Raw genomic sequence first — 19,306 nt, 5'->3', positions numbered from 1 at the left:
CACTCACGCTACTTCAGCGACGTCCTCCGGCTCGGTATCGCTGCGGACCGGGCGCAGCAGCGACCGGATCGCCGACTCGGGCGTCCTGGACAGGTCCAGGAGGTTGCCCTCGCGGTAACGGACGAAGACGCGGGGATCGATGTACGACCCGCGGGCGACCGCCGGGGTGTTGCCGAGGGCCTCCGCGGTGGCGCGCACCGCGAGCACCTCGGCGCGCTTGAGGTCGGTCTTGGTGTCGACGGTGCCGATGTGCGCGAGCGCTTCGGCGGCGAGGATCGTGCCGCGGAGCGTGCGGAAGTCCTTGGCGGTGAACTTGCCGCCGGTGAGCGACCGCACGTAGGCGTTGACCTCGGCGGGGGTGAGCGGCACGCGGCGCCCGGCGCGGTTGAACGCCAGCAGCGGTGAGCGCGGGCGCCCGGGCACGAGCAGCTCGATCGCCGCCGCCAGGTCGGCGTCGTCGATCTCGAGGTACTGCAGCTTGCCGCTCTTGCCCGGGAACGTGAGGGTGACGACGGTGCCCTCGACGGAGGCATCCCGTCGATGGAGGGTCGTGAGCCCCCGGCTGCCGTTCTGCGCGAGGTAGCGCTCGGATCCGATGCGGGGTGCGGCGTTGTCGAGCAGCCGGAAGGCGACGGCGAGCACCCGCTCGCGATCGAGGTCGTCCCGGCGGATCGAGGTGGTGACGCGTGCGCGGGCGCGGGGCAGCGCCTCGGCGAGCGCGAGGGCGCGGGCGAACTTGCCCCGGTCGCGGCCGGCCGTCCAGGCGGGGTGATAGATGTACTGCCGGCGCCCGGCGTCGTCGGTCCCCACCGCCTGGATGTGGCCGTCGTCGCGGACGCTGATCCAGACGTCCTGCCAGGCCGGCGGGATGACCAGCGCCCGGATCCGCTCCAGGTGCCGCTGCCCGGGCGTGCGGCCCTTCGCGTCGAGATACCGGAAGCCGGACCCGGCTCGCAGACGCCGGAAGCCGGGGTCGTGGAAGGGGCGCACACGCGTGAGCTTCGGCATGTGCTCAGTCTCCCCCGACCGCCGGGCCGGCCGGCGCATTGCCCGGTCGGCCCGGCGACCACATCGTCAGTGGTTCCGGATCATCTCGACGAGCTCGGACTTCTTCTTGCCGGAGTAGCCCGAGAGGCCGAGCTCCTTCGCGCGCCTGCGCAGCTCGGGCACGGTCCGGTCGTCGTAGTTCGTCGCCTGGGCGCCGCGGCGTCCGACCGTCTTGCGGCCCTGGTTGGCCGCCGCGTTCGAGATGCGCGCCGCCTTCTCCTTGGACGCTCCGTCTTTGCGGAGCTCCTCGTACAGCTCGGGATCCTTGAGGTTGGATCCGCGTCCTCGAGGCATCGCTTCCTCCTTCCCTCGCCGCATCGCTCGGATGCGGACGTGCTGGCCGCCCGCTCAGAGCGGCTTTCCCCCGGTGACCGGGACGATGGCGCCGGAGGTGTACGACGACACGGCCGAGGCGAGATACACGTACGCGCCCGCGAGCTCCGCGGGCTGACCGGCGCGGCCCAGCGGCGTGTCCTGCCCGAACGACGCGAGGCGCTCCTCGTCCCAGCCGGTGGCGGGGATGAGCGGCGTCCAGATCGGACCGGGCGCCACGCCGTTGATGCGGATGCCCTTGGGCCCCAGCTCCTCGGCCAGCGCCTTCACGAGCGCGACCTGAGCGGCCTTGGTCATCGCGTAGTCGACGAGGCCCGGCGAGGGGTTGAACGCCTGCACCGACGTGGTGAGGATGATCGAGGCGCCCGGCTTCAGGTGCGGCACGGCGGCACGGAGTGTGAAGATCTGCGCGAAGAGGTTGGTCCGGAACACCCGCTCCATCTCCGCGGTCTCGAGCGTCTCGATGCCGTCGCGGTCCTTCTGGTACGCCGCGTTGAGGACGAGGACGTCGAGTCCCCCGAGCTCTTGGACGGTGCGCTCGACGATGTCGGCGCAGAACTGCTCCTCGCGAAGGTCGCCGGGAAGGGTCAGCGCCCGCCGGCCGGCGTCGGCGACGACGCGCGCGGTGTCCTGCGCGTCCTCTTCCTCCTCGGGCATGTAGACCAGCGCCACGTCGGCGCCCTCGCGGGCGAAGGCGACGGCGACCGCGCGGCCGATGCCCGAGTCGCCCCCGGTGATCAGCGTGCGGCGGTCGGTCAGGCGCTGGGCGCCCCGATACGACTCCTCGCCGTGATCGGGTTCGGGACGCGTCTTGCCGGTGAGCCCCGGCTGGTCCTGCTGCTGAGCCGGGAAGCCTTCGTCGTGGTGCGCGGTCGTGGGGTCCTGGGGCGCCGATGAACTCATACCCGCACGCTAGGGCCGCGCGTGCGCGCGTTCACGGGGGTTGACTTCCCCGGCGGACGGCCTTAACACGAGGCCTTTCGACTATCACCGGCGCCGACACGCCGTCAACCCCCTGCGAAGGAGCGGTCACCAGTGCCACTGTGAGACCGTGCCCACAAGGCATCCGTTGCATCCCCTTGCACCGGACACGCAGAAGGAGAAGATCTCATGAACCTCGCCTTGATCATCATCATCGTCGTCGCGATCATCCTTGCGATCGTGGGCGGTCTGAACTCCGCGCTGAACTGGCTGCTGTGGGTGGCCATCATCGTCGGTGTCATCGCGCTGATCGTGTGGTTGTTCCGAGTGATCAGCGGGAACCGCAGGGCCTGACCCGACCCACTGAGCTGTAGACGGCGGATGCCGCGGCCAGAGCTGGCCGCGGCATCCGCCTGTCTACGGGGTCCGCGCGGGACTACAGGTTCGCCTCCGCGTACACGCGGAGCGCGTCGCGGACGAACTCCGCACCGTGTGTGCCGCCCGAGCTCGTCGCGTAGTTCGCGCCGAAGCGCGGGTCGGCGACGTACATCTCCCCGAGCCCCAGGACGTAGCCCCTCACGTCGCCACCGGGCGTCGCCGCGGGCGTGCCGGGCACGCCGGTCAGCCACTGGACGTGGCGCTTCGCGAGCGCCTGCGCCTCATCACTGTCGGGCGCGATGCCGGACTCCGCCGCGGCGATCCAGTCACGGCCGAGCTCGGAGACGCGCTGCTGCCACGCGGCCTTCTCCTGCGCGCTCATCGAGCGCCACCACCGGTCGCTGTCGGCGTAGGCCTGCGTGCCCCAGCGCTCTACTACCTCGTCCTTGTACTGCGTGTGGTCGAAGCCGTCGAACATGTTCTCTGCCATCAGTCGTTCACCTCCTCTCAATGCGCTGATCGTGCTCTCGACCGACGCGATCTGCCGCGTCAGCCGGTCCTGCTCCTGCCGCAGCCAGGCGAGGTGAGTCTCCAGCGCGTGCGCTTCGGACGCCTCGCGATCGAGCACCTCTCCGATCTGCGGCAGCCCCAGTCCGAGCTCGCGCAGCAGCAGGATGCGCTGCAGGCGCACGAGCGCGGCCTGGTCGTAGTGGCGGTAGCCGTTGTGGCCCACGCTCGACGGCGCGAGCAGCCCGATGTCGTCGTAGTGACGCAGCGTTCGGCTGGTCGTTCCGGCGAGCTTGGCGATCTGCTGGATCGACCACTCGTGATCCGTCATGACCTCTTCCCCTCTCTCGTGCCGTCCCTGATCACGGTAAAGGTTGACGCTGCGTCAAGGTCAAGCCGAATGATCGCTGTACTTTCTTGACATGGTCGCGATATATCGTGTTATCCTTCAGACACGCGATATATCGCGAATACCCCAGACAGGCAGGAGAAGCAGCCATGACCCTGGAGAAGTGGATCATCCACCCGGGCGAGACGCGCGTCATCGACATCGAAGCCGTTCGCTCGCTCAAGATCGGCCTCGTCGGCGGACAGGTCGACGTCGTCGCCCACGACGAGCCGGGCATCCGGATCGAGGTGCACGACGTCACCGTCAAGGACCTCCGCATCGAGGTCACCGAGGACCAGGTCGAGATCGACCACCCGCAGCTGCGCTGGGACAACTTCCTCGAGGTGTTCCGCAACTTCGGCGCCGGCGGTCCCAAGGCCGAGATCAGCGTCGCCGTGCCCCGCGACGTCGCGCTCACCCTGGGCGTGGTCAGCGCGAGCGCCCTCGTCACCGGCCTCCAGGCCGGCGCCGCACTGAACACCGTCTCCGGCGACATCCTGGTCGACGGCCTCACCGGCGACCTCTCGGTCAACGCCGTCTCGGGCGACGTGCAGGTGCGCGGCCTCGTCGGCGGCCTCAACGCCAACAGCGTCTCGGGCGACGTCGCGGCGACCGGCTCGCTGCGCAAGGCCACCGTCGACACCGTGTCGGGCTCCGTGCTGGTCGACTCCACCGGCGAGATCCACTCCGTCGGTCTCAACACCGTCAGCGGCAGCTCCACCGTGCGGCTGGACGAGGGCTACCCGGCCAACTACGTCATCCGCAGCGTCAGCGGCCGCGTGCAGATCGACGGCGTCGTGCGCTCCGGCCAGGGCACCGGCCCGACGACCAACTACGCCGGTTCGGTGGGCGAGCTGAGCGGCAACTTCGCCGACGTGCGGGCCCACAGCGTCTCGGGCGACATCACCGTGCTCCGCCGCGCGGCCGCCCAGATGACGGATGCCCCGGCCGCGGCCTCCGTCGGCACGACGCCGGCCGCTCAGGCTCCCGTCGCGGGCTCCGAGGCTCCGGCCGAGGCGTACGGCGGCGACAGCACCGCGGACACCCCGTTCGGAACCGACCGGCAGGCCGAGGCCGGCGCCGACCGGGAGGAGCTGTGATGGCCCCGGTCTTCTCCCACGGCGACCTGCGCCTGTACCTGCTGAACCTGCTCGATGAAGGGCCCCGACACGGCTACGACATCATGCAGGCCCTGTCGGACCGCACCGGAGGCACCTACACCCCGAGCGCCGGCACGATCTATCCGCGACTGGCGAAGCTCGAAGAGGAGGGCCTCGTGACGAAGTCCGTCGACGGCCGCAAGACCGTCTACTCGATCACCGAGGCAGGCCACGCCGAGGTGCAGGCCCGCGCCGGCGAGCTCGAGGGCATCGAGGCGGGTCTCGCCGACTCGGTGCGGCTCATCGCCGACGAGGTGCGCGGCAGCGTCCGCGAGGCCATGAAGAGCCTGCGGGCGGATCTCGCCGCCGCTTCCCGCGAGGAGCGCGAGACCACACCGCAGCGTCCGCGCGAGGACGACCCGCGCGTCCGCAGCCGTGAGCAGGTGCAGCGGCTCGACGCGCTCGTGAACGAGTTCCGCGCGAACCTGCGCGGTGACGTCCGCGTCCATGTCGCCCGTGGCGGCGAGCTCGCCTCCACGGTGGTGGACCAGGTCGCCGGCGAGCTCGACCGCATCGCGCGCGACGTGACACGCGCGCTGCGAGGCTGAGCCGCGGCATCCGCTGAATGCGAGAGGGTGGGCCCCGTCCCGGGAGCCCACCCTCTCGTCGTGCGCGCGCCGCCGATCAGCGCCGCGCGAACGCCACCGCCGCCGGGCCGCCGTCGACGTCGCCGACGCGCAGGATCGCGTCGTCGCCGTCGCGCTCGACCACCAGGTCGCCCGACAGCACGCGGGAGCGGTCGAAGTCCACGCTGTCACGGCCGAGCCGGTGGTCGCCGGTCCCGTCGAGGAAGACGATGCGCTCCGACGGCGTCCACCACTCCCGCATCCAGCGCCCATCGGACCACTGCGGGCTCTCGCGGCGGATCGTGGTCTCAGACGCCTCGGCCACCGCGCGCTTCCAGTCGCCGAACCCGCGCAGCGACTCCTGCTGCAGTTCCGGGATGATCCCCTCCGCGGTGGGCCCCACGTTCAGCAGCAGCCGGCCGCCCTTGGCCACGACGTCGATCCAGTGCTTGGCCAGACTGGTCGAGTCCAGGATCTCCTTGGGCGACTCGAGCTGGTTGTATCCGAACGACCACCCCAGGCCGCGGTTGTTCTCCCAGACCTCCTTGGCCTCGTTCTCGCGTCCGGCCGAGTACTCCGTGGTCGCGAAGTCGGAATGCGTATCGCCCCACCGGTCGTTGATGACGCCGTCGGGATTCGCCTCGTAGTACTGCGCGAACAGCTCGTACAGCCCGTCCTTGCCGAAATGCTTGCCGGCGTCGGGCCAGTTGATGTCGTTCCACAGCACGTCGGGGCGATAGCGGTCGATGAGATCGCGTACGTGGGCGAGCGCGTAGTAGTTGTACGCGGCGTCGTTGGGACGAATCGAGTGCACCTCCGGGCCCGACCGGTGAGGCGGCAGATCGCTCACCGACCAATCGAGCCCGCCCGAGTAGTAGACGCCGAACCGCATCCCCTTCGCGCGGACCGCGTCCGCGATCGCGCCGATCAGGTCGCGCTGCGGGCCGCGCCGGACGGTGTTGCGCGAAGCCGTCCCCGGGGCGTCCCACAACGCGATGCCGTCATGGTGCTTCGTGGTCGGAACGACGTACTCCGCCCCCGCGTGGGCGAACAGCTCCGCCCACGCCGCCGGATCGAAGCGCTCGGCCTTCCACTGGTCGAGGAAGTCGTCGTACGGTGCATCTCCGTGGACGGTGCGGTGATGCTCCTGTGCCGGGCTGCCGTCGATCCGGATGGTGTTGAAGTACCACTCCGCGTACGGGTTGTGGGCGAACCACTGGTCGTCCGGCACCTCGCCGAGCGCGCCGATCGGCTCGGCCCACGCGGGCACGGAGTACGCACCCCAGTGGATGAAGACTCCGAACTTCGCCTTCGCGAACCATTCGGGCAGCGGGCGTGACAGGTCGTCCCAGCTCTCATCGGTCACGGCATCCTCGACTTTCATCCGATGTATCGTCCTCAATCTTGGACATATCGGGAAAGCGAGTCAACAGCGCGGCCTAAACATCCGCTCTTTCGACGATGGCCCGGCGCTGGACCGACGGGCGTCAGGCGGGCCAGATCTCCTCGTCGTCGGGCACCGGTTCGCCCAGCGGCACCACCAGGATCGGGCGGTGCTGCCGATGCGCGAGGCGGGCGCCGACCGAGCCGGTGAAGAACTCGCGGACCGACTCACCGAACCCGCGCTTGCGGGTGCCGACCACGAGCAGCCGGGCGTCGATCTCATCCGCCAGGTGCTTGAGCGCCATCGCCGGGTCGCCGACGAGCTGGCGCACGGTCCAGTCCACGCCGGAGTCGGCGAGGACGGCTGCCGCGGCATCCTGGACGCTCGTCAGGTCACCCTCGCCACCGGTGATGTTCATGTCGATGGGGGCCGAGTGGACGTAGCCGTCGGGGTCCTCGTAGGTGACGAAGCGGGTGACGTCGACGTGGACGACCGCCAGCGGCGCCCGGAGGAGCTTCGCGTACCGAGCGGCCTCTTTGAGGACCCGCGGCGACTGGTCGGGGATCACTCCCGCGATCACCGCCCCGTGCAGGCTCGCGTTGCTGCTGTCGTCGACTTCGGGCTCGGATGCCTCGTCGGTCATACGTCCGTGCTCCTCCCGCACCACTGGGGCCGGAACCGCCGGGGTGCGGGGGCTCCGTGTTATCCTGAATGCTACTCTTACCGGCTCGAAGCCGGATTCGTGAATGCCCGGGTTGCGCGGCGGAAAGCCCGCAGAAAAGCCCGCGACTCTAAATGAGGGGGTCTCGCATGGGGCGTGGCCGTCAGAAGGCGAAGCACACCAAGATCGCCCGAGAGCTGAAGTACGACACGTACAGCGTGAACTACTCGGCGCTCGAGCGCGAGCTCGGTCACCACAGCGAAGACGAGTACGTCGACAAGTGGGCGGACCAGTACAACGACGAGGACGAGGACGAGACCTCGCCCGTCTCGTCGTCGCAAGCCTGAGCGCTCGTGCGAGGCGGTCACGCCTCACCGCGCTCTGAGACGACCCCGCGCGCTGCGGTGCGCGGGGTTCGTCGTGCTCGGGGCCGATCCGGGCGCGGTCACCACGCGCCGTGGCGCCGGGACCAGTCGTCTTCGACGGTGTGCCGCCGCGCCGCCACCGCGCCCGCCGGGATGGCGGCGGCGACGACGCACGCGAGCACGATGAGGGGGCCGGTCCACGAACCGGTCGCGTCGTGCAGCAGGCCGATGCCCACCGGGAACAGCGCGGCGATCGCGTAGCCGCCGCTCTGCACGAACCCGCTGAGAGCGACCGCGCCCTCGTGCGTGCGCGTGCGCAGCCCCACCAGCACGAGGACCACCGGGAACAGCAGCGGCGCGAGCCCGATCAGCACGACCCACAGCCATGGTGCCGCCGCCGGCGCGAACAGCAGGCCCGCGATGCCAGCGAAGCCGGTGACGACGGCGACGCCGAAGAGCGCGCGGGTCGCGTTCAGACGTGTCACCAGCAGCGGCACGACGAGGGATGCCGGCAGCCCCATGAACCCGAAGAGCGAGAGCAGCGCGCCCGCCGTGGCGGGGGTGACGCCCGCGATGTCGACGAGCATCTTCGGCATCCACGCGAACGAGGTATAGGCGATCGTGCTCGAGACGGCGAACGCGACCAGCAGCGCCCACGCCAGCGGAATGCGCCACATCCGCCCGAACACGCGAGGACTCGCCTGCTCGATGTCGTCGTCGGCCTCGTCGGCATGGCGGCGCAGCGCAAGTGCGATCCACGGGATCGTCGCGATGAGGGCGAAGACCGCCCACAGTCCCAGCGAGACGTGCCAGTCCGTGGCATCCGCCACCGGCACCGCGACGAGGGCGGGCAGGAACGTCGACACGGCCATCGTCGTGGAGAACACCGTCGTCATGAGCCCGATGCGGTCGGGGAAGTAGCGCTTCACGAGCGGCGGCAGCAGGATGTTGCCCGTCCCGACGGCCGCGAAGACGAACGCCGTGCCGGCCAGCAGCAGCCCCGAGCTGGGCGCGAGGCTGCGCGCGACGAGGCCGACCGCCACGACCGCCATCGCCACCACGGCGAGCCGCTCGAGCCCGAACCGGCGCTCGAGCGCCGGGGTGAGCAGGCCGAACACGGCGAAGCACACCGGCGGGGCGGTGCCGATCAGGCCGATCACCGCGGCCGGCAGCGCGAAGTCCGCCGAGATGTGGTCGAAGAGCGGCGACAGCGAGGCCACGGCCGACCGCAGCGAGAACGCGAACAGCACGATGCCGACGAGGGCGAGGGTTCGCCCCTGCCAGAGCGGGCGGGCAGGGGACGATGTCACTCGTACAACCCTAGAGCCGGCGCCGATGCCCTCGGCGCGCCGGCCGACGGGCTCAGCTCTCCTGGGAGCCCTCCACCCACGCGAGATACTCGTCGGTGACGGTGCCGGTGATGTACCGGCCGTCGAAGCAGCTCATGTCGAGATCCTCGACGTCGGACCCCTCGAGGATCGCGGCCTTCAGGTCGTCGACCTCCTGGTAGACCACGAAGTCCGCGCCCAGCTCCTGCGCGATCTCGGGGATCGTCCGGCCGTGCGCGACCAGCTCGTGCCGGGAGGGCATGTTGATGCCGTAGACGTGCGGGTAGCGCACCGGCGGCGCCGCCGAGGCGAACGTGACGCTCTTGGCACCGGCATCCCGCGCCATCTGGATGATCTCCTTCGACGTCGTGCCGCGCACGATGGAGTCGTCGATGAGGAGCACGTTCTTGCCCTTGAACTCGGTCGACATGGCATTGAGCTTCTGCCGCACGCTCTTCTTCCGCACCGCCTGCCCCGGCATGATGAACGTCCGCCCGATGTACCGGTTCTTGTAGAAGCCCTCGCGGTACTCCACGCCCAGCTTGCGCGCGACCTGCATCGCCGCCGGCCGCGAGGAGTCGGGAATGGGCATGACCACGTCGATCGCCTCGCGCGGCGTGTACTTCGCGATGGTGTCGGCGAGGCGGTCTCCCATGCGCAGGCGCGCCTCGTACACCGAGATGCCGTTCATGACCGAGTCCGGACGCGCGAGGTACACGTACTCGAACGAGCACGGCACCAGCTGCGGGTCGCTCGCGCACTGGCGGGTGTGAAGGTTGCCTTCGAGGTCGATGAAGACCGCTTCGCCCGGGTCGACGTCGCGCACGACCTCGAACTCGCCGTTCTCCAGCACGAGCGACTCGCTCGTGACGACCCACTCGTAGTGGCCGTCCGCGTTCTTGCGCGTGCCGAGGATGAGGGGACGGATGCCGAACGGATCGCGGAACGCCAGCAGACCGTACCCCGCGATCAGCGCGATCGCCGCGTACGATCCCTCGACGCGCTCGTGCACGCGCGTGACCGCCTGGAACACCTGCTCGGGGTCGAGCTCGAGTCCCGAGATCGAGGACTGCAGCTCGTTGGCCAGCACGTTCACCAGCAGCTCGGTGTCGGAGCTGGTGTTGAGGTGGCGGCGGTCCTTGTGGAACAGCTCCTCGGTCAGCTCGCGCGTGTTGGTGAGGTTGCCGTTGTGCACCATGACGATGCCGTACGGCGCGTTGACGTAGAAGGGCTGCGCCTCCTCCTCATTCGACGCGGTGCCCTTGGTCGCGTAGCGCACATGGCCGAGGCCGATCTCACCGAGGAGCGCGCGCATGTCGCGGGTGCGGAACGACTCGCGCACCTGGCCCCGCGTCTTGTGCATGTGCACGACCCCATGACGCTCGGCCGTGGCGATGCCGGTGGAGTCCTGACCGCGGTGCTGCAGGAGGAGGAGGGAGTCGTAGATCTCCTGATTGACGGACCCGCGGCCCACCATCCCGACGATTCCGCACATGGGTGTTGCCTGCTCCGTAAGGTCGTGCGACTCAGCGGGCCGTGTGGCTCGCGTGCGCCTGGTGGTCTGAATAGGCGCCGACGAGACGCACCGCGCCGCCGTCGACTCCCTTTGCGCCCTGCTCCCACTCGCCGTCCGGCCGGGCGCCGCCGCGGACGACGCCGACCTGCCAGGTCGCGATGCCGCCGAGGGAGAGAGCGGATGCCGCCGCCTCGGCCTTGTCGGCCGCCACGACGGCGAGGAAGCCGATGCCGAGGTTCCAGGTGCCCTCGGTCGACTCGAGGTCGAGGTCGCCCAGGTCGGCGAGGACGCGGAAGACAGGGGAGGGCGACCACGTCGAGCGGTCGACCTCGACCCACGTGCCCTGCGGCAGCACGCGGGCGAGGTTCGCCGCGATGCCGCCGCCGGTGACATGGCTGAGCGCGTGCACGCGGTCGCCGTGATCGGCGATGAGCCGCAGGAGCGGCTTGGTGTACAGGCGCGTCGGCTCGAGGAGGGCCTCGCCCCACGTCGCGCCGAAGTCGGCGGCGTTGTCGCCGTACTGCACGCCGGCGCCGGTGACGATGTGGCGCACCAGCGAGTAGCCGTTGGAGTGCAGGCCCGAGCTCGCGAGCGCCAGCACCACGTCGCCTTCGCGCACCCGCTCGGCGCCGAGCACGCGGTCGGCCTCGACAACACCGGTCGCGGCGCCCGCGACGTCGTAGTCGTTGACGCCGAGCAGCCCGGGGTGCTCCGCCGTCTCGCCGCCGACCAGGGCGGTGCCCGTCTCGGCGCAGCCGGCGGCGATGCCGCGGACGATGTCGGCGATGCGCTCGGGGAACACCTTGCCGCAGGCGATGTAGTCGGTCATGAACAGCGGCTTGGCCCCGACGACGACGATGTCGTCGACGACCATGCCGACGAGGTCCTGGCCGATCGTGTCGTGCTTGTCGATCGCCTGCGCGATGGCGACCTTGGTGCCGACGCCGTCGGTGCTGGTGGCCAGCAGCGGCTTGTCGTACGCCTTGAACGCGCTGGCGTCGAAGAGCCCGGCGAAGCCGCCGACGCCTCCGAGCACCTCGGGTCCGTGCGTGCGGCGGACGGCCGACTTCATCAGCTCCACGGCGAGGTCGCCGGCGGCGGTGTCGACGCCCGCAGCGACGTACGGGTTCACCGGCTGTTCGGGGCGTGAAGGGGCGTCGCGTTCGGAGGAGGCCACGGCTACCAGCCTACCGGCGGCGTGGCTGGGCGGATGCCGGGGTTACGGGTCGCTCCCCCGGCGCCGATCGGCACCCTGATCGTTGCCCGCGCCCCGGTCCCGACGTCGCCGGGCGGATCTATGATGTCCGCATGGGCGGCACCGGTGCACCGGAGTGGCTGATCCGCGAAGACGCAGGTCAGCCGGTTCTTCTCGCCCTCTATCTGCGCCAGGTGCTCGGCATTCGCTCTCCCGAGGAGCTGCCCCATCTGCGCGGAATCCCCCTGCGCGCCAACGACCGGTCCGACGAGGCGCAGGCGACGCTCGAACGCCAGTGGCGAGAGTTCTGGGCGATGACCGTCGAACCGCAGGCGCACCCGTCGCCGGTTCCGCTCCAGCTCGTCGACGGGTTCGACATGGCGCTCGCCCTGCCGGTCGAGGGCTGCGACGACCTGCGGCACGCGTTCACGCCCCATGCCGCCGACGCCATGGCCTTCGCGAAGGCCGCCCACGAGCGCTACCGCAAAGAGGCGTCGCACAGCACCGGCACCGCCTACCGGGCGTATGCGGGCGCCATCGCCGAGCACGAGCGGCAGGTGGGCCGCCGGGCGCACTCGTTCGAACTCAATGTCCAGGTGCTGCCGCTGAATCAGCGGGGCGTGTGGTGGATCGGCTCCCTCACGATCGCCGTCACCGACGGCCTGCGCGGCGACGTCGCCGCCTTCGACGCGGCGATCCACCCGATCATCGCCGAGCTGGCCTGAAGAGCCCGAGCTCAGCGGCGATCGTCGTCTGCGCCGGACTGCGGGTCGACCTGCACCGACGCGTGGTCGACCGAGACCTCGTGCGTGTGACGGCGGGACCGGCGGTCGAGGAGCAGCGCGACCAGGGCGCCGAGCACGATGCCGACGGGCGCGCAGATGAGCGCCAGGAAGCCGAAGACCTGGGTCTGCGAGTACTCCACACCGGTGTTCGGGCTCACCTGCGACGTGCCGTCGAAGGCGAAGGTGAGGATCATCGCGACCAGCAGGCCCAGCGCGGCGCCGGCGATGAGGAAGACCGAGATCTTCGGGGCCCGCCGCACGCGCAGCGTCTCGACGCGGTCCTGGCTGTGCTCGGGCATGTCTCCATTATCCCTTCGGCCGGCGGCCGCTCGGGCCGTCGGGCCGGTCGGTCTCGATGTCCTCGGCGTCCCGCACCCACTGCGGCACGTCGTCGGTGACCGGAGAGACGAGGTCGTCGCTGAGGCTCGTGGCGTGCTCCGCGATGACCGAGCGACCGCGGCTGCCCACCACGCGGTCGAGCACGATGACGACGAGGCCCGCGACGAGGAGCCCGAACCCGACGCAGATGACGGCGAAGACGCCGAACACGCGCAGGTAGCCCGAGGCGCCCGTGGAGAGCGGGCCGCCCGGCTCCTCGGACACGGCGGCCGCCGCGGTGAGGACGCCCGCCGTCACCAGGCCGAGGACGATGCCCGAGATCATGATCCGCCCGATGCGCGGGGCGCGACGGACCCCGACGGACTCCCACTCCTCGTGGATGACGTGCTCGTCGGGGTCGTCGTCGCCGGCTGCGCCGGTGCGCGCGCGGATCATGGTGCCATTGTCCCACCGCGGGACGGGCGCGTCTCGGGGTCCTCGCCCCGGCTCAGGGGCGCAGCGGCAGCAGGTGGGAGATGTCGGCGCGGGTGCCCGAGGCGACGATGCGGCCGGCGGAGGAGGCATCCGCCCAGTGCTCCGCCCCCGTCGCCACTGCGATCCAGGTCCCGGGATCGGTCTCGACGACGTTCGGTGGGGTTCCGCGGGTGTGCCGTGGCCCCTCGACCACCTGCACCGCGCCGAACGGAGGCACGCGCACCTCGACCGAGTTGCCCGGCGCCTTCTCGGCGAGCAGCTGCAGCAGGTAGCGCACGGCCGTGGCGCGGTCGGTGCGGGAGGCGGGGACGGATGCCGCGCCCGCCGCCGCGACGGCCTGCAGGGCCGCGCGGCCGTCGTCGGTGGAGATCTTGCGGGCCACGACCCCACGCTACGCGTGTCGCGTGCGGGCGCAATCCTCGACGACCCGAAACGCGGCGGAGCGCCCTCGGTAGGCTGGACGGCGTGAAGATCCTGGTTCTCGGCTCGGGCGCGCGGGAGCACGCCATCATCCTCGCGCTGCGGTCCGAGGAGGCCGAGCACGAGATCTTCGCCGCCCCCGGCAACGCCGGCATCGCGCAGGACGCCCAGCTCGTATCGCTCGACGCGAACGACCCGGTCGCCGTCACCGACTTCGCGATCGAGAACGACATCGCGCTCGTCGTGATCGGCCCGGAGGCTCCGCTGGTCGCCGGGGTGGCCGATGCGGTGCGCGAACGCGGCATCCCGACGTTCGGGCCCGGCAAGGCGGCCGCACAGCTGGAGGGCTCGAAGGCCTTCGCCAAGCGCATCATGGAGGCGGCGGGCGTGCCGACCGGCCGCGCGGTGCGGGCGTACTCGCGCGCCGAGATCGAGGCCGCGTTGGACGAGCTCGGCGCTCCGCACGTGGTCAAGGCGGACGGACTGGCCGCCGGCAAGGGGGTCATCGTCACGTCCGACCGCGACGAGGCGCTCGCCCACGCCGACCAGTACCTCCCCTCGGGCCCGGTGCTCGTCGAGGAGTACCTGGACGGTCCCGAGGTGTCGCTCTTCTTCCTCAGCGACGGCGACCACGTGCTCCCGCTGAGCCCCGCGCAGGATTACAAGCGCCTGCTCGACGGCGACGAGGGACCGAACACCGGCGGCATGGGCGCGTACTCGCCGCTGCCGTGGCTCGACGGCAGGTTCGGAAGCGAGCGGGAGTTCGTCGACCTCGTGACCCACGACGTCGCCGAACCGGTCATCCGCCAGCTGGATGCCGAGGGCACACCGTTCATCGGGCTGCTCTACGCCGGCCTCATCCTCACCGACGGCGGCGTGAAGGTCATCGAGTTCAACGCCCGGTTCGGCGACCCCGAGACGCAGGTGGTGCTCCCCCGGCTCGTCGACCCGCTGTCGGAGCTGCTGCTGGCTGCGGCATCCGGCACCCTCGAGGACTCCCCCCGTCCGGCGTTCGCCACCGACGTGGCCGTCACCGTGGTGGTGGCCAGCGAGGGCTATCCCGCCGCGCCGGTGACCGGGCGCGAGCTCACGGGGCTGCGCGAGGCGTCGGCCGTGCCGGGCGTCCACCTCGCACACGCCGCCACGGCCGAGACCGACGGCGGGCTCGTGGCCACCGGCGGCCGCGTGCTCAACGTGGTCGGGATCGGGACGACGTTCATGGAGGCGCGCGAGCGCGTCTACCGTGCGCTCGGCCAGATCGAGCTCGAGGGCGGGCAGCACCGCACCGACATCGCCGCCCGGGTCGCCGAAGGGCTCTGACCCGGCCGCGGCCCCGCATCGGCCGAAAGGACGAGGCCGGTCGGTCCCGACGGCCGATGTGGCGTGGCATCCGTCACCGCCACCATGGCGGCATGACGACCTCCACCTCCCTCCCACGCACCCAGCGGCGCGCGCCCGAGTGGCTCGTGCCCGCGGGCCTCATCGCCCTGAGCCTCGTGCCGGTCGCGGCCGGCTCGGCGCGCCTCACGCAGCTCGCGACCTCCGCCGGCGTGACCGCCGACAACGTCCGGTTCTTCGACGCGCCGGTGCCGATCGTCGCGCACATCGTCGGCTCGACCGTGTTCCTGGTGCTGGGCGCGCTGCAGTTCGCGCCGTCGCTGCGGCGCCGGCGCTGGCACCGCGTGGCCGGGCGCATCGTCGCGCCGGCCGGGCTGGTGTCGGCGCTGTCGGCGCTGTGGATGACGGTGTCGTACCAGATGCCGGCCGCGGTGACGGGGCCGGGGCTCGCCGCCGTGCGCATGGTGCTCGGCGTCACGATGGCGGCGGCGATCGTGGCCGCCTTCGTCGCGATCCACCGCGGCGACGTCGGCACGCACAGCGCGTGGATGACGCGCGCGTACGCGATCGGCCTCGGCGCCGGCACGCAGGTCGTCGTGTTCCTCCCGTTCACGCTGCTGATCGGGGCGCCCACGCCTGTCGGCTACACGCTTCTCATGACCGCGGGGTGGGTGATCAACCTCGTGGTCGCCGAGATCGTCATCCGCCGGCGGGCCCGCACCGGCGCGCGGCGGACGGGGGCTCGGGCCACGGCGGCGCCGACCGACGCCCGCCTATCATGAGGGCATGACGAGCCCGGTCCGCGCGCTCTGGGACGCGCCCGCGGCGACTCCGGCACCGCCCCGGCGCGTGTGGCGCGACGGGGTGCTCGTCGCGGTGATCCCCGTGCTCGCCGTGGTGGAGGCATCCGTGCGCCCCGACGTGCCGTCGCGCTGGGTGTGGGCCGTCGTGCTCGCCGCCCTCGCGCCCACGCTGCTGTGGCGGCGCACGCGCCCGTTCACGATGCTCGCGATCGCCTTCGCCGTCGGCACCGCGGTCGGCTTCATCGTCGGCGGCGATCCGCAGCTGTACACGACCGCCTACTTCCTGATCCTGCTGTACGCGGTGTTCCGCTGGGGCTCCGGGCGGGCGATGCTCGCGGGCGGTGCGCTCGTGGCCGCCGGCATGGCGCTCACCGCCGCCGGGTCGGCCCCATCGTTGCCCGACGCGGTGGGCGGCGCCGCCGTCGCGGTCACCACGGCGACGCTCGGACTCGCAATGCGCTGGCGTCGGCGGGCACGCAGCCGCGAACTCGAACAGGTGCGGCTGCTCGAGCGCGAGCAGCTCGCGCGCGATCTGCACGACACCGTCGCGCACCATGTCTCGGCGATCGCGATCCAGGCGCAGGCCGGCACCGCCGTGGCCGCGACCGATCCGGGCGCGACCGCGCAGGTGCTCCAGGCGATCGAGGCCGAGGCCTCGCAGACGCTGCGCGAGATGCGCGCCATGGTGGGCGTGCTCCGCGCGGACGCGCCGGTGGCGCCCGCACCCGGCCTCGCCGGGATCGCGGACCTGGCGCAGACGGATGCCGCCGGCCCGGCCGTCGCCGTGCACCTCGACGGCGACCTCGACACGGTGCCCCCGGCGGTGGGCGCCGCGGTGTTCCGCCTGGCCCAGGAAGCGGTGACGAACGCGCGGCGCCACGCCCGCGACGCGACCCGCGTCGAGGTCGGCGTCGACGTCGACGCGGCGGGGGTGCGGCTGTCGGTCCGTGACGACGGCGGGAGCGCGGCATCCGCGCCTCCCGGATTCGGGATCACCGGCATGCGCGAGCGGGCAGCGCTCCTCGGCGGCACGTGCGAGGCCGGCCCGGCGCCGGGCGGCGGGTGGGCCGTCACGGCGACGCTCCCGCGCAGGGGGTGGGGATCATGACCGTGCGCGTGCTCGTCGCCGACGATCAGGACCTCGTGCGCACCGGACTGCGCATGATCCTCGACGTGCAGCCCGGCATCGAGGTGGTGGGCGAGGCCGCCGACGGCCGCGAGGCCGTCGCGCTCACGCGGAGCCTGCGCCCCGACGTGTGCCTGTTCGACATCCGCATGCCGGTGATGGACGGCCTGGAGGCGACGCGCACGGTGGCGGGTCCGGACGTCGCCGACCCGACGCCCGTCGTCGTGATCACGACCTTCGACCTCGACGAGTACGTCTACGCCGCCCTCCGCGCGGGCGCCCGCGGCTTCCTGCTGAAGGACGCCGGTCCGGTCCTGCTCGCCGAGGCCGTGCGCGCGGCCGCGCGCGGCGACGCGCTCATCGATCCGAACGTCACCGTCCGCCTCATCGAGACGTTCGCCGGCGCGGCGCCGACGCCTCCGCCTCCGCCGTCCAGCCCCCTCACCGACCGCGAGGAGGCGGTGCTCGCCGGTGTCGCCCGCGGGCTCGGCAACAGCGAGATCGGCGACGAGCTGCACGTCTCCCTCAGCACCGTGAAGACCCACCTGGGAAGCATCATGGCCAAGCTGGGCGCGCGCAACCGCGTCGAGCTCGCGATCTGGGCGCACGAACGCGGCCGGTCGCGCGACTGAGCCCCAGCGTCAGTCCCGCGCCGGCCGCGCCGCCGCGCCCGCTGATCACACCGCCGCCCGCTGCTGCAGCAGCGGGCACTGGAAGGGATCGCGCTCCCCCAGTCCGACACGGTTGATGTACCGCGTGACGATGCGGTACGACTCGAGCAGGCCGGTCTCGGTGTAGTGCACGCCGTGGGCCTGGCAGTAGTCCTTGATCATGCCCGACGCCCTCCGCAGGTGCGGCCGGGGCATCGAGGGGAAGAGGTGGTGCTCGATCTGGTAGTTGAGCCCGCCCATGGCGACGTCGAGCAGGCGGTTCCCGCGGATGTTGCGGCTCATCAGCACCTGCCGGCGCAGGAAGTCGAGCTTGACGGATGCCGGCACCAACGGCATGCCCTTGTGGTTCGGCGCGAACGATAGCCCCATGTAGACGCCGAAGATCCCCAGCTGGACGGCGAGGAACACCGCCGCGATGCCCGGCGAGAGCACGATGAAGACGAGGGCGAGGTATCCCCCGATCCGCATCGCCAGGAAAGAGCCCTCCACCGCCCGGTGGCGCAACGGCTCACGCGAGAGCACCCGCCGCACGCTCGACGCGTGCAGCGACAGCCCTTCGAGCAGGAGGATCGGGTAGAAGAAGACGCCCTGGTGCGCCATCACCCAGCCGAGCACCGGGCCGTACCGGCGAGCGCGGCGGTCGACCTGGTCGGGGGTGACCGACACGACCGGCAGCTCGATGTCGGGATCGGAGCCGATCTTGTTGGGGTTGGCGTGGTGGCGGGTGTGCTTGTGCTGCCACCACCCGTAGCTCATCCCGACGAGGAGGTTGCCGAGGATGAGCGACGTCCAGTCGTTCCAGCGGCCCGAGACGAAGATCTGCCGGTGCGCCGCGTCGTGGCCGAGCATCGCGATCTGCGTGAACAGGATCGCGAGCGCCGCGGCGGTGAACAGCTGCCACCAGGTGTCGCCGATGAGGACGAAGCCGGCGACCGCCGCCGCCAGCACCACCACGGCGCCGATGAGCTTCGTCCAGTAGTAGCCGTAGCGGCGGTGCATCAGCCCGCTCGCGGCCACGACCTTCGCCAGCCCGGTGAAGTCGTTGGGCGGCCGGTCGGTCCGGGCAGCAGTCGCCCGGATGCCGGTGGTGGGTTGTCCGGTCATGTCGTCGACCCCGATCCTCGAGCCGCACCGATGCGGCGGCGACGTCGGGGTCCAGGACGTCCTGGCCACAGGCTACGCCCATTGCGCCGCCCGCGGGGGCCGCGTGCGGGCACTTCACAGGCACGATGCCGAGTACACCGGCGGACGAAAGGACGGACGCCGGCGTCGCTGGCTGGGGAGACGAGCGACGCCGGCGTCCGGATGACGCTGGGCTCTGTTTCGATGGGGCCCGAGCGTCCGGAAAACCCGAGCTGGGGGACTCAGGTCTGACGACGTATGAAGCGCATCAGCCAGGCGATCACCGCGATGACGATGATGACGAGGCCGATCCACAGCAGGAACTGGACCGCTTCGACGAGCACGCCCAGCAGCAGCAGGACGATTCCGACGATGAGCAGGGTCACTGCGAGTCCGGTCATGCAAGCCATCCTCCGCGGCCGTCTCCCGCGGGCCAACCTCTTGACAACCGTGCCCTCGCGGGTTTAGCCCGGGTCGGG

The 19,306-nt window shown here is 71.4% G+C and carries 23 protein-coding genes; 9 read left to right on the top strand and 14 right to left on the bottom strand.

Going from position 1 to position 19,306, the window contains the following annotated elements; all coding sequences use genetic code 11:
- Positions 1 to 3 precede the first annotated feature (3 nt).
- The 3 genes from ACWGUG_RS03590 to ACWGUG_RS03580 all read right to left on the bottom strand — a co-directional run bounded on the left by ACWGUG_RS03590 (position 4) and on the right by ACWGUG_RS03580 (position 2,283).
- On the bottom strand, positions 4 to 1,008 hold the full coding sequence (locus ACWGUG_RS03590; RefSeq protein ID WP_452323840.1) for a DNA topoisomerase IB: 1,005 nt from the start codon (positions 1,006 to 1,008) through the stop codon (positions 4 to 6).
- A gap of 66 nt (positions 1,009 to 1,074) precedes the next feature.
- The gene (locus tag ACWGUG_RS03585; RefSeq protein ID WP_452323839.1) at positions 1,075 to 1,341 is read right to left on the bottom strand and encodes a DUF7218 family protein; all 267 of its coding nucleotides are present in this window, start codon (positions 1,339 to 1,341) and stop codon (positions 1,075 to 1,077) included.
- 54 nt (positions 1,342 to 1,395) lie between these two features.
- Positions 1,396 to 2,283: an SDR family oxidoreductase gene (locus ACWGUG_RS03580; protein WP_452323838.1), complete on the bottom strand. Its 888-nt coding sequence runs from the start codon at positions 2,281 to 2,283 to the stop codon at positions 1,396 to 1,398.
- A 207-nt stretch (positions 2,284 to 2,490) separates the two neighbouring features.
- On the opposite strand from ACWGUG_RS03580, the gene ACWGUG_RS03575 reads away from it, so the two are divergent.
- Positions 2,491 to 2,655 (top strand): hypothetical protein, encoded by a 165-nt coding sequence (locus ACWGUG_RS03575; protein WP_336393898.1) that lies wholly within the window; start codon positions 2,491 to 2,493, stop codon positions 2,653 to 2,655.
- 82 nt (positions 2,656 to 2,737) lie between these two features.
- Here the strand turns inward: ACWGUG_RS03575 and ACWGUG_RS03570 are convergent, their stop codons facing one another.
- The gene (locus ACWGUG_RS03570) at positions 2,738 to 3,517 is read right to left on the bottom strand and encodes a MerR family transcriptional regulator (RefSeq protein WP_452323837.1); all 780 of its coding nucleotides are present in this window, start codon (positions 3,515 to 3,517) and stop codon (positions 2,738 to 2,740) included.
- Positions 3,518 to 3,684: 167 nt separating this feature from the next.
- On the opposite strand from ACWGUG_RS03570, the gene ACWGUG_RS03565 reads away from it, so the two are divergent.
- The gene (locus ACWGUG_RS03565; RefSeq protein ID WP_336393900.1) at positions 3,685 to 4,674 is read left to right on the top strand and encodes a DUF4097 family beta strand repeat-containing protein; all 990 of its coding nucleotides are present in this window, start codon (positions 3,685 to 3,687) and stop codon (positions 4,672 to 4,674) included.
- Positions 4,674 to 5,282: a PadR family transcriptional regulator gene (locus ACWGUG_RS03560; RefSeq protein ID WP_336393901.1), complete on the top strand. Its 609-nt coding sequence runs from the start codon at positions 4,674 to 4,676 to the stop codon at positions 5,280 to 5,282. The genes ACWGUG_RS03565 and ACWGUG_RS03560 overlap by 1 nt, the downstream gene beginning before the upstream one ends.
- Positions 5,283 to 5,358: 76 nt before the next feature.
- Here the strand turns inward: ACWGUG_RS03560 and ACWGUG_RS03555 are convergent, their stop codons facing one another.
- Positions 5,359 to 6,684 (bottom strand): alpha-L-fucosidase, encoded by a 1,326-nt coding sequence (locus tag ACWGUG_RS03555; protein WP_452323836.1) that lies wholly within the window; start codon positions 6,682 to 6,684, stop codon positions 5,359 to 5,361.
- Between the two features lie 103 nt (positions 6,685 to 6,787).
- Positions 6,788 to 7,327 (bottom strand): universal stress protein, encoded by a 540-nt coding sequence (locus tag ACWGUG_RS03550; RefSeq protein WP_336393903.1) that lies wholly within the window; start codon positions 7,325 to 7,327, stop codon positions 6,788 to 6,790.
- Positions 7,328 to 7,494: 167 nt separating this feature from the next.
- Between ACWGUG_RS03550 and ACWGUG_RS03545 the strand changes: the two genes are divergently transcribed.
- Positions 7,495 to 7,692: a DUF3073 domain-containing protein gene (locus tag ACWGUG_RS03545; RefSeq protein WP_194397108.1), complete on the top strand. Its 198-nt coding sequence runs from the start codon at positions 7,495 to 7,497 to the stop codon at positions 7,690 to 7,692.
- Positions 7,693 to 7,790: 98 nt separating this feature from the next.
- Here ACWGUG_RS03545 and ACWGUG_RS03540 read toward each other — a convergent pair whose 3' ends face one another.
- Genes ACWGUG_RS03540 through purM form a run of 3 tightly spaced genes read right to left on the bottom strand, consistent with a single transcriptional unit; the run spans position 7,791 to position 11,731 of the window.
- Positions 7,791 to 9,020 carry an MFS transporter gene (locus ACWGUG_RS03540; protein WP_452323835.1) on the bottom strand — a complete coding sequence of 410 codons (1,230 nt, stop codon included), beginning with the start codon at positions 9,018 to 9,020 and terminating at the stop codon, positions 7,791 to 7,793.
- Positions 9,021 to 9,072: 52 nt separating this feature from the next.
- Entirely contained in the window at positions 9,073 to 10,533 is a 1,461-nt protein-coding gene (gene purF / locus ACWGUG_RS03535) for an amidophosphoribosyltransferase (RefSeq protein ID WP_336393905.1), read from the bottom strand.
- 31 nt (positions 10,534 to 10,564) lie between these two features.
- Positions 10,565 to 11,731, bottom strand: coding sequence for a phosphoribosylformylglycinamidine cyclo-ligase (purM, locus tag ACWGUG_RS03530; protein ID WP_336393906.1), 1,167 nt, complete (start codon positions 11,729 to 11,731; stop codon positions 10,565 to 10,567).
- A gap of 131 nt (positions 11,732 to 11,862) precedes the next feature.
- Between purM and ACWGUG_RS03525 the strand changes: the two genes are divergently transcribed.
- A complete protein-coding gene (locus ACWGUG_RS03525) occupies positions 11,863 to 12,474 on the top strand; it encodes a zinc-binding alcohol dehydrogenase (RefSeq protein WP_336393907.1) in 612 nt (203 codons plus the stop codon).
- 11 nt (positions 12,475 to 12,485) lie between these two features.
- Here ACWGUG_RS03525 and ACWGUG_RS03520 read toward each other — a convergent pair whose 3' ends face one another.
- Genes ACWGUG_RS03520 through ACWGUG_RS03510 form a run of 3 tightly spaced genes read right to left on the bottom strand, consistent with a single transcriptional unit; the run spans position 12,486 to position 13,729 of the window.
- Positions 12,486 to 12,833: a DUF6232 family protein gene (locus ACWGUG_RS03520; RefSeq protein WP_336393908.1), complete on the bottom strand. Its 348-nt coding sequence runs from the start codon at positions 12,831 to 12,833 to the stop codon at positions 12,486 to 12,488.
- Between the two features lie 7 nt (positions 12,834 to 12,840).
- The gene (locus ACWGUG_RS03515) at positions 12,841 to 13,308 is read right to left on the bottom strand and encodes a hypothetical protein (RefSeq protein WP_336393909.1); all 468 of its coding nucleotides are present in this window, start codon (positions 13,306 to 13,308) and stop codon (positions 12,841 to 12,843) included.
- 52 nt (positions 13,309 to 13,360) lie between these two features.
- The gene (locus ACWGUG_RS03510; RefSeq protein WP_378879488.1) at positions 13,361 to 13,729 is read right to left on the bottom strand and encodes a sterol carrier family protein; all 369 of its coding nucleotides are present in this window, start codon (positions 13,727 to 13,729) and stop codon (positions 13,361 to 13,363) included.
- 83 nt (positions 13,730 to 13,812) lie between these two features.
- On the opposite strand from ACWGUG_RS03510, the gene purD reads away from it, so the two are divergent.
- The 4 genes from purD (at position 13,813) to ACWGUG_RS03490 (ending at position 17,666) form a co-directional block, all read left to right on the top strand.
- Entirely contained in the window at positions 13,813 to 15,087 is a 1,275-nt protein-coding gene (purD, locus tag ACWGUG_RS03505; protein ID WP_452323834.1) for a phosphoribosylamine--glycine ligase, read from the top strand.
- Positions 15,088 to 15,179: 92 nt separating this feature from the next.
- Entirely contained in the window at positions 15,180 to 15,887 is a 708-nt protein-coding gene (locus tag ACWGUG_RS03500; protein ID WP_452323833.1) for a DUF2306 domain-containing protein, read from the top strand.
- A 4-nt stretch (positions 15,888 to 15,891) separates the two neighbouring features.
- Positions 15,892 to 17,016, top strand: coding sequence for a sensor histidine kinase (locus ACWGUG_RS03495; protein ID WP_452323832.1), 1,125 nt, complete (start codon positions 15,892 to 15,894; stop codon positions 17,014 to 17,016).
- Positions 17,013 to 17,666 carry a response regulator transcription factor gene (locus ACWGUG_RS03490; RefSeq protein ID WP_378879479.1) on the top strand — a complete coding sequence of 218 codons (654 nt, stop codon included), beginning with the start codon at positions 17,013 to 17,015 and terminating at the stop codon, positions 17,664 to 17,666. Before ACWGUG_RS03495 ends, ACWGUG_RS03490 begins: the two co-directional genes overlap by 4 nt.
- Before the next feature lie 45 nt (positions 17,667 to 17,711).
- Here the strand turns inward: ACWGUG_RS03490 and ACWGUG_RS03485 are convergent, their stop codons facing one another.
- Both ACWGUG_RS03485 and ACWGUG_RS03480 read right to left on the bottom strand, forming a co-directional pair.
- A complete protein-coding gene (locus tag ACWGUG_RS03485; protein WP_378879476.1) occupies positions 17,712 to 18,809 on the bottom strand; it encodes a fatty acid desaturase family protein in 1,098 nt (365 codons plus the stop codon).
- Positions 18,810 to 19,069: 260 nt separating this feature from the next.
- Positions 19,070 to 19,228 (bottom strand): hypothetical protein, encoded by a 159-nt coding sequence (locus tag ACWGUG_RS03480; RefSeq protein WP_336393916.1) that lies wholly within the window; start codon positions 19,226 to 19,228, stop codon positions 19,070 to 19,072.
- Positions 19,229 to 19,306: the final 78 nt, after the last annotated feature.

The organism is Microbacterium sp. NPDC055455 (assembly GCF_053619935.1).
This window is presented reverse-complemented; position numbering and strand designations above follow the sequence as displayed.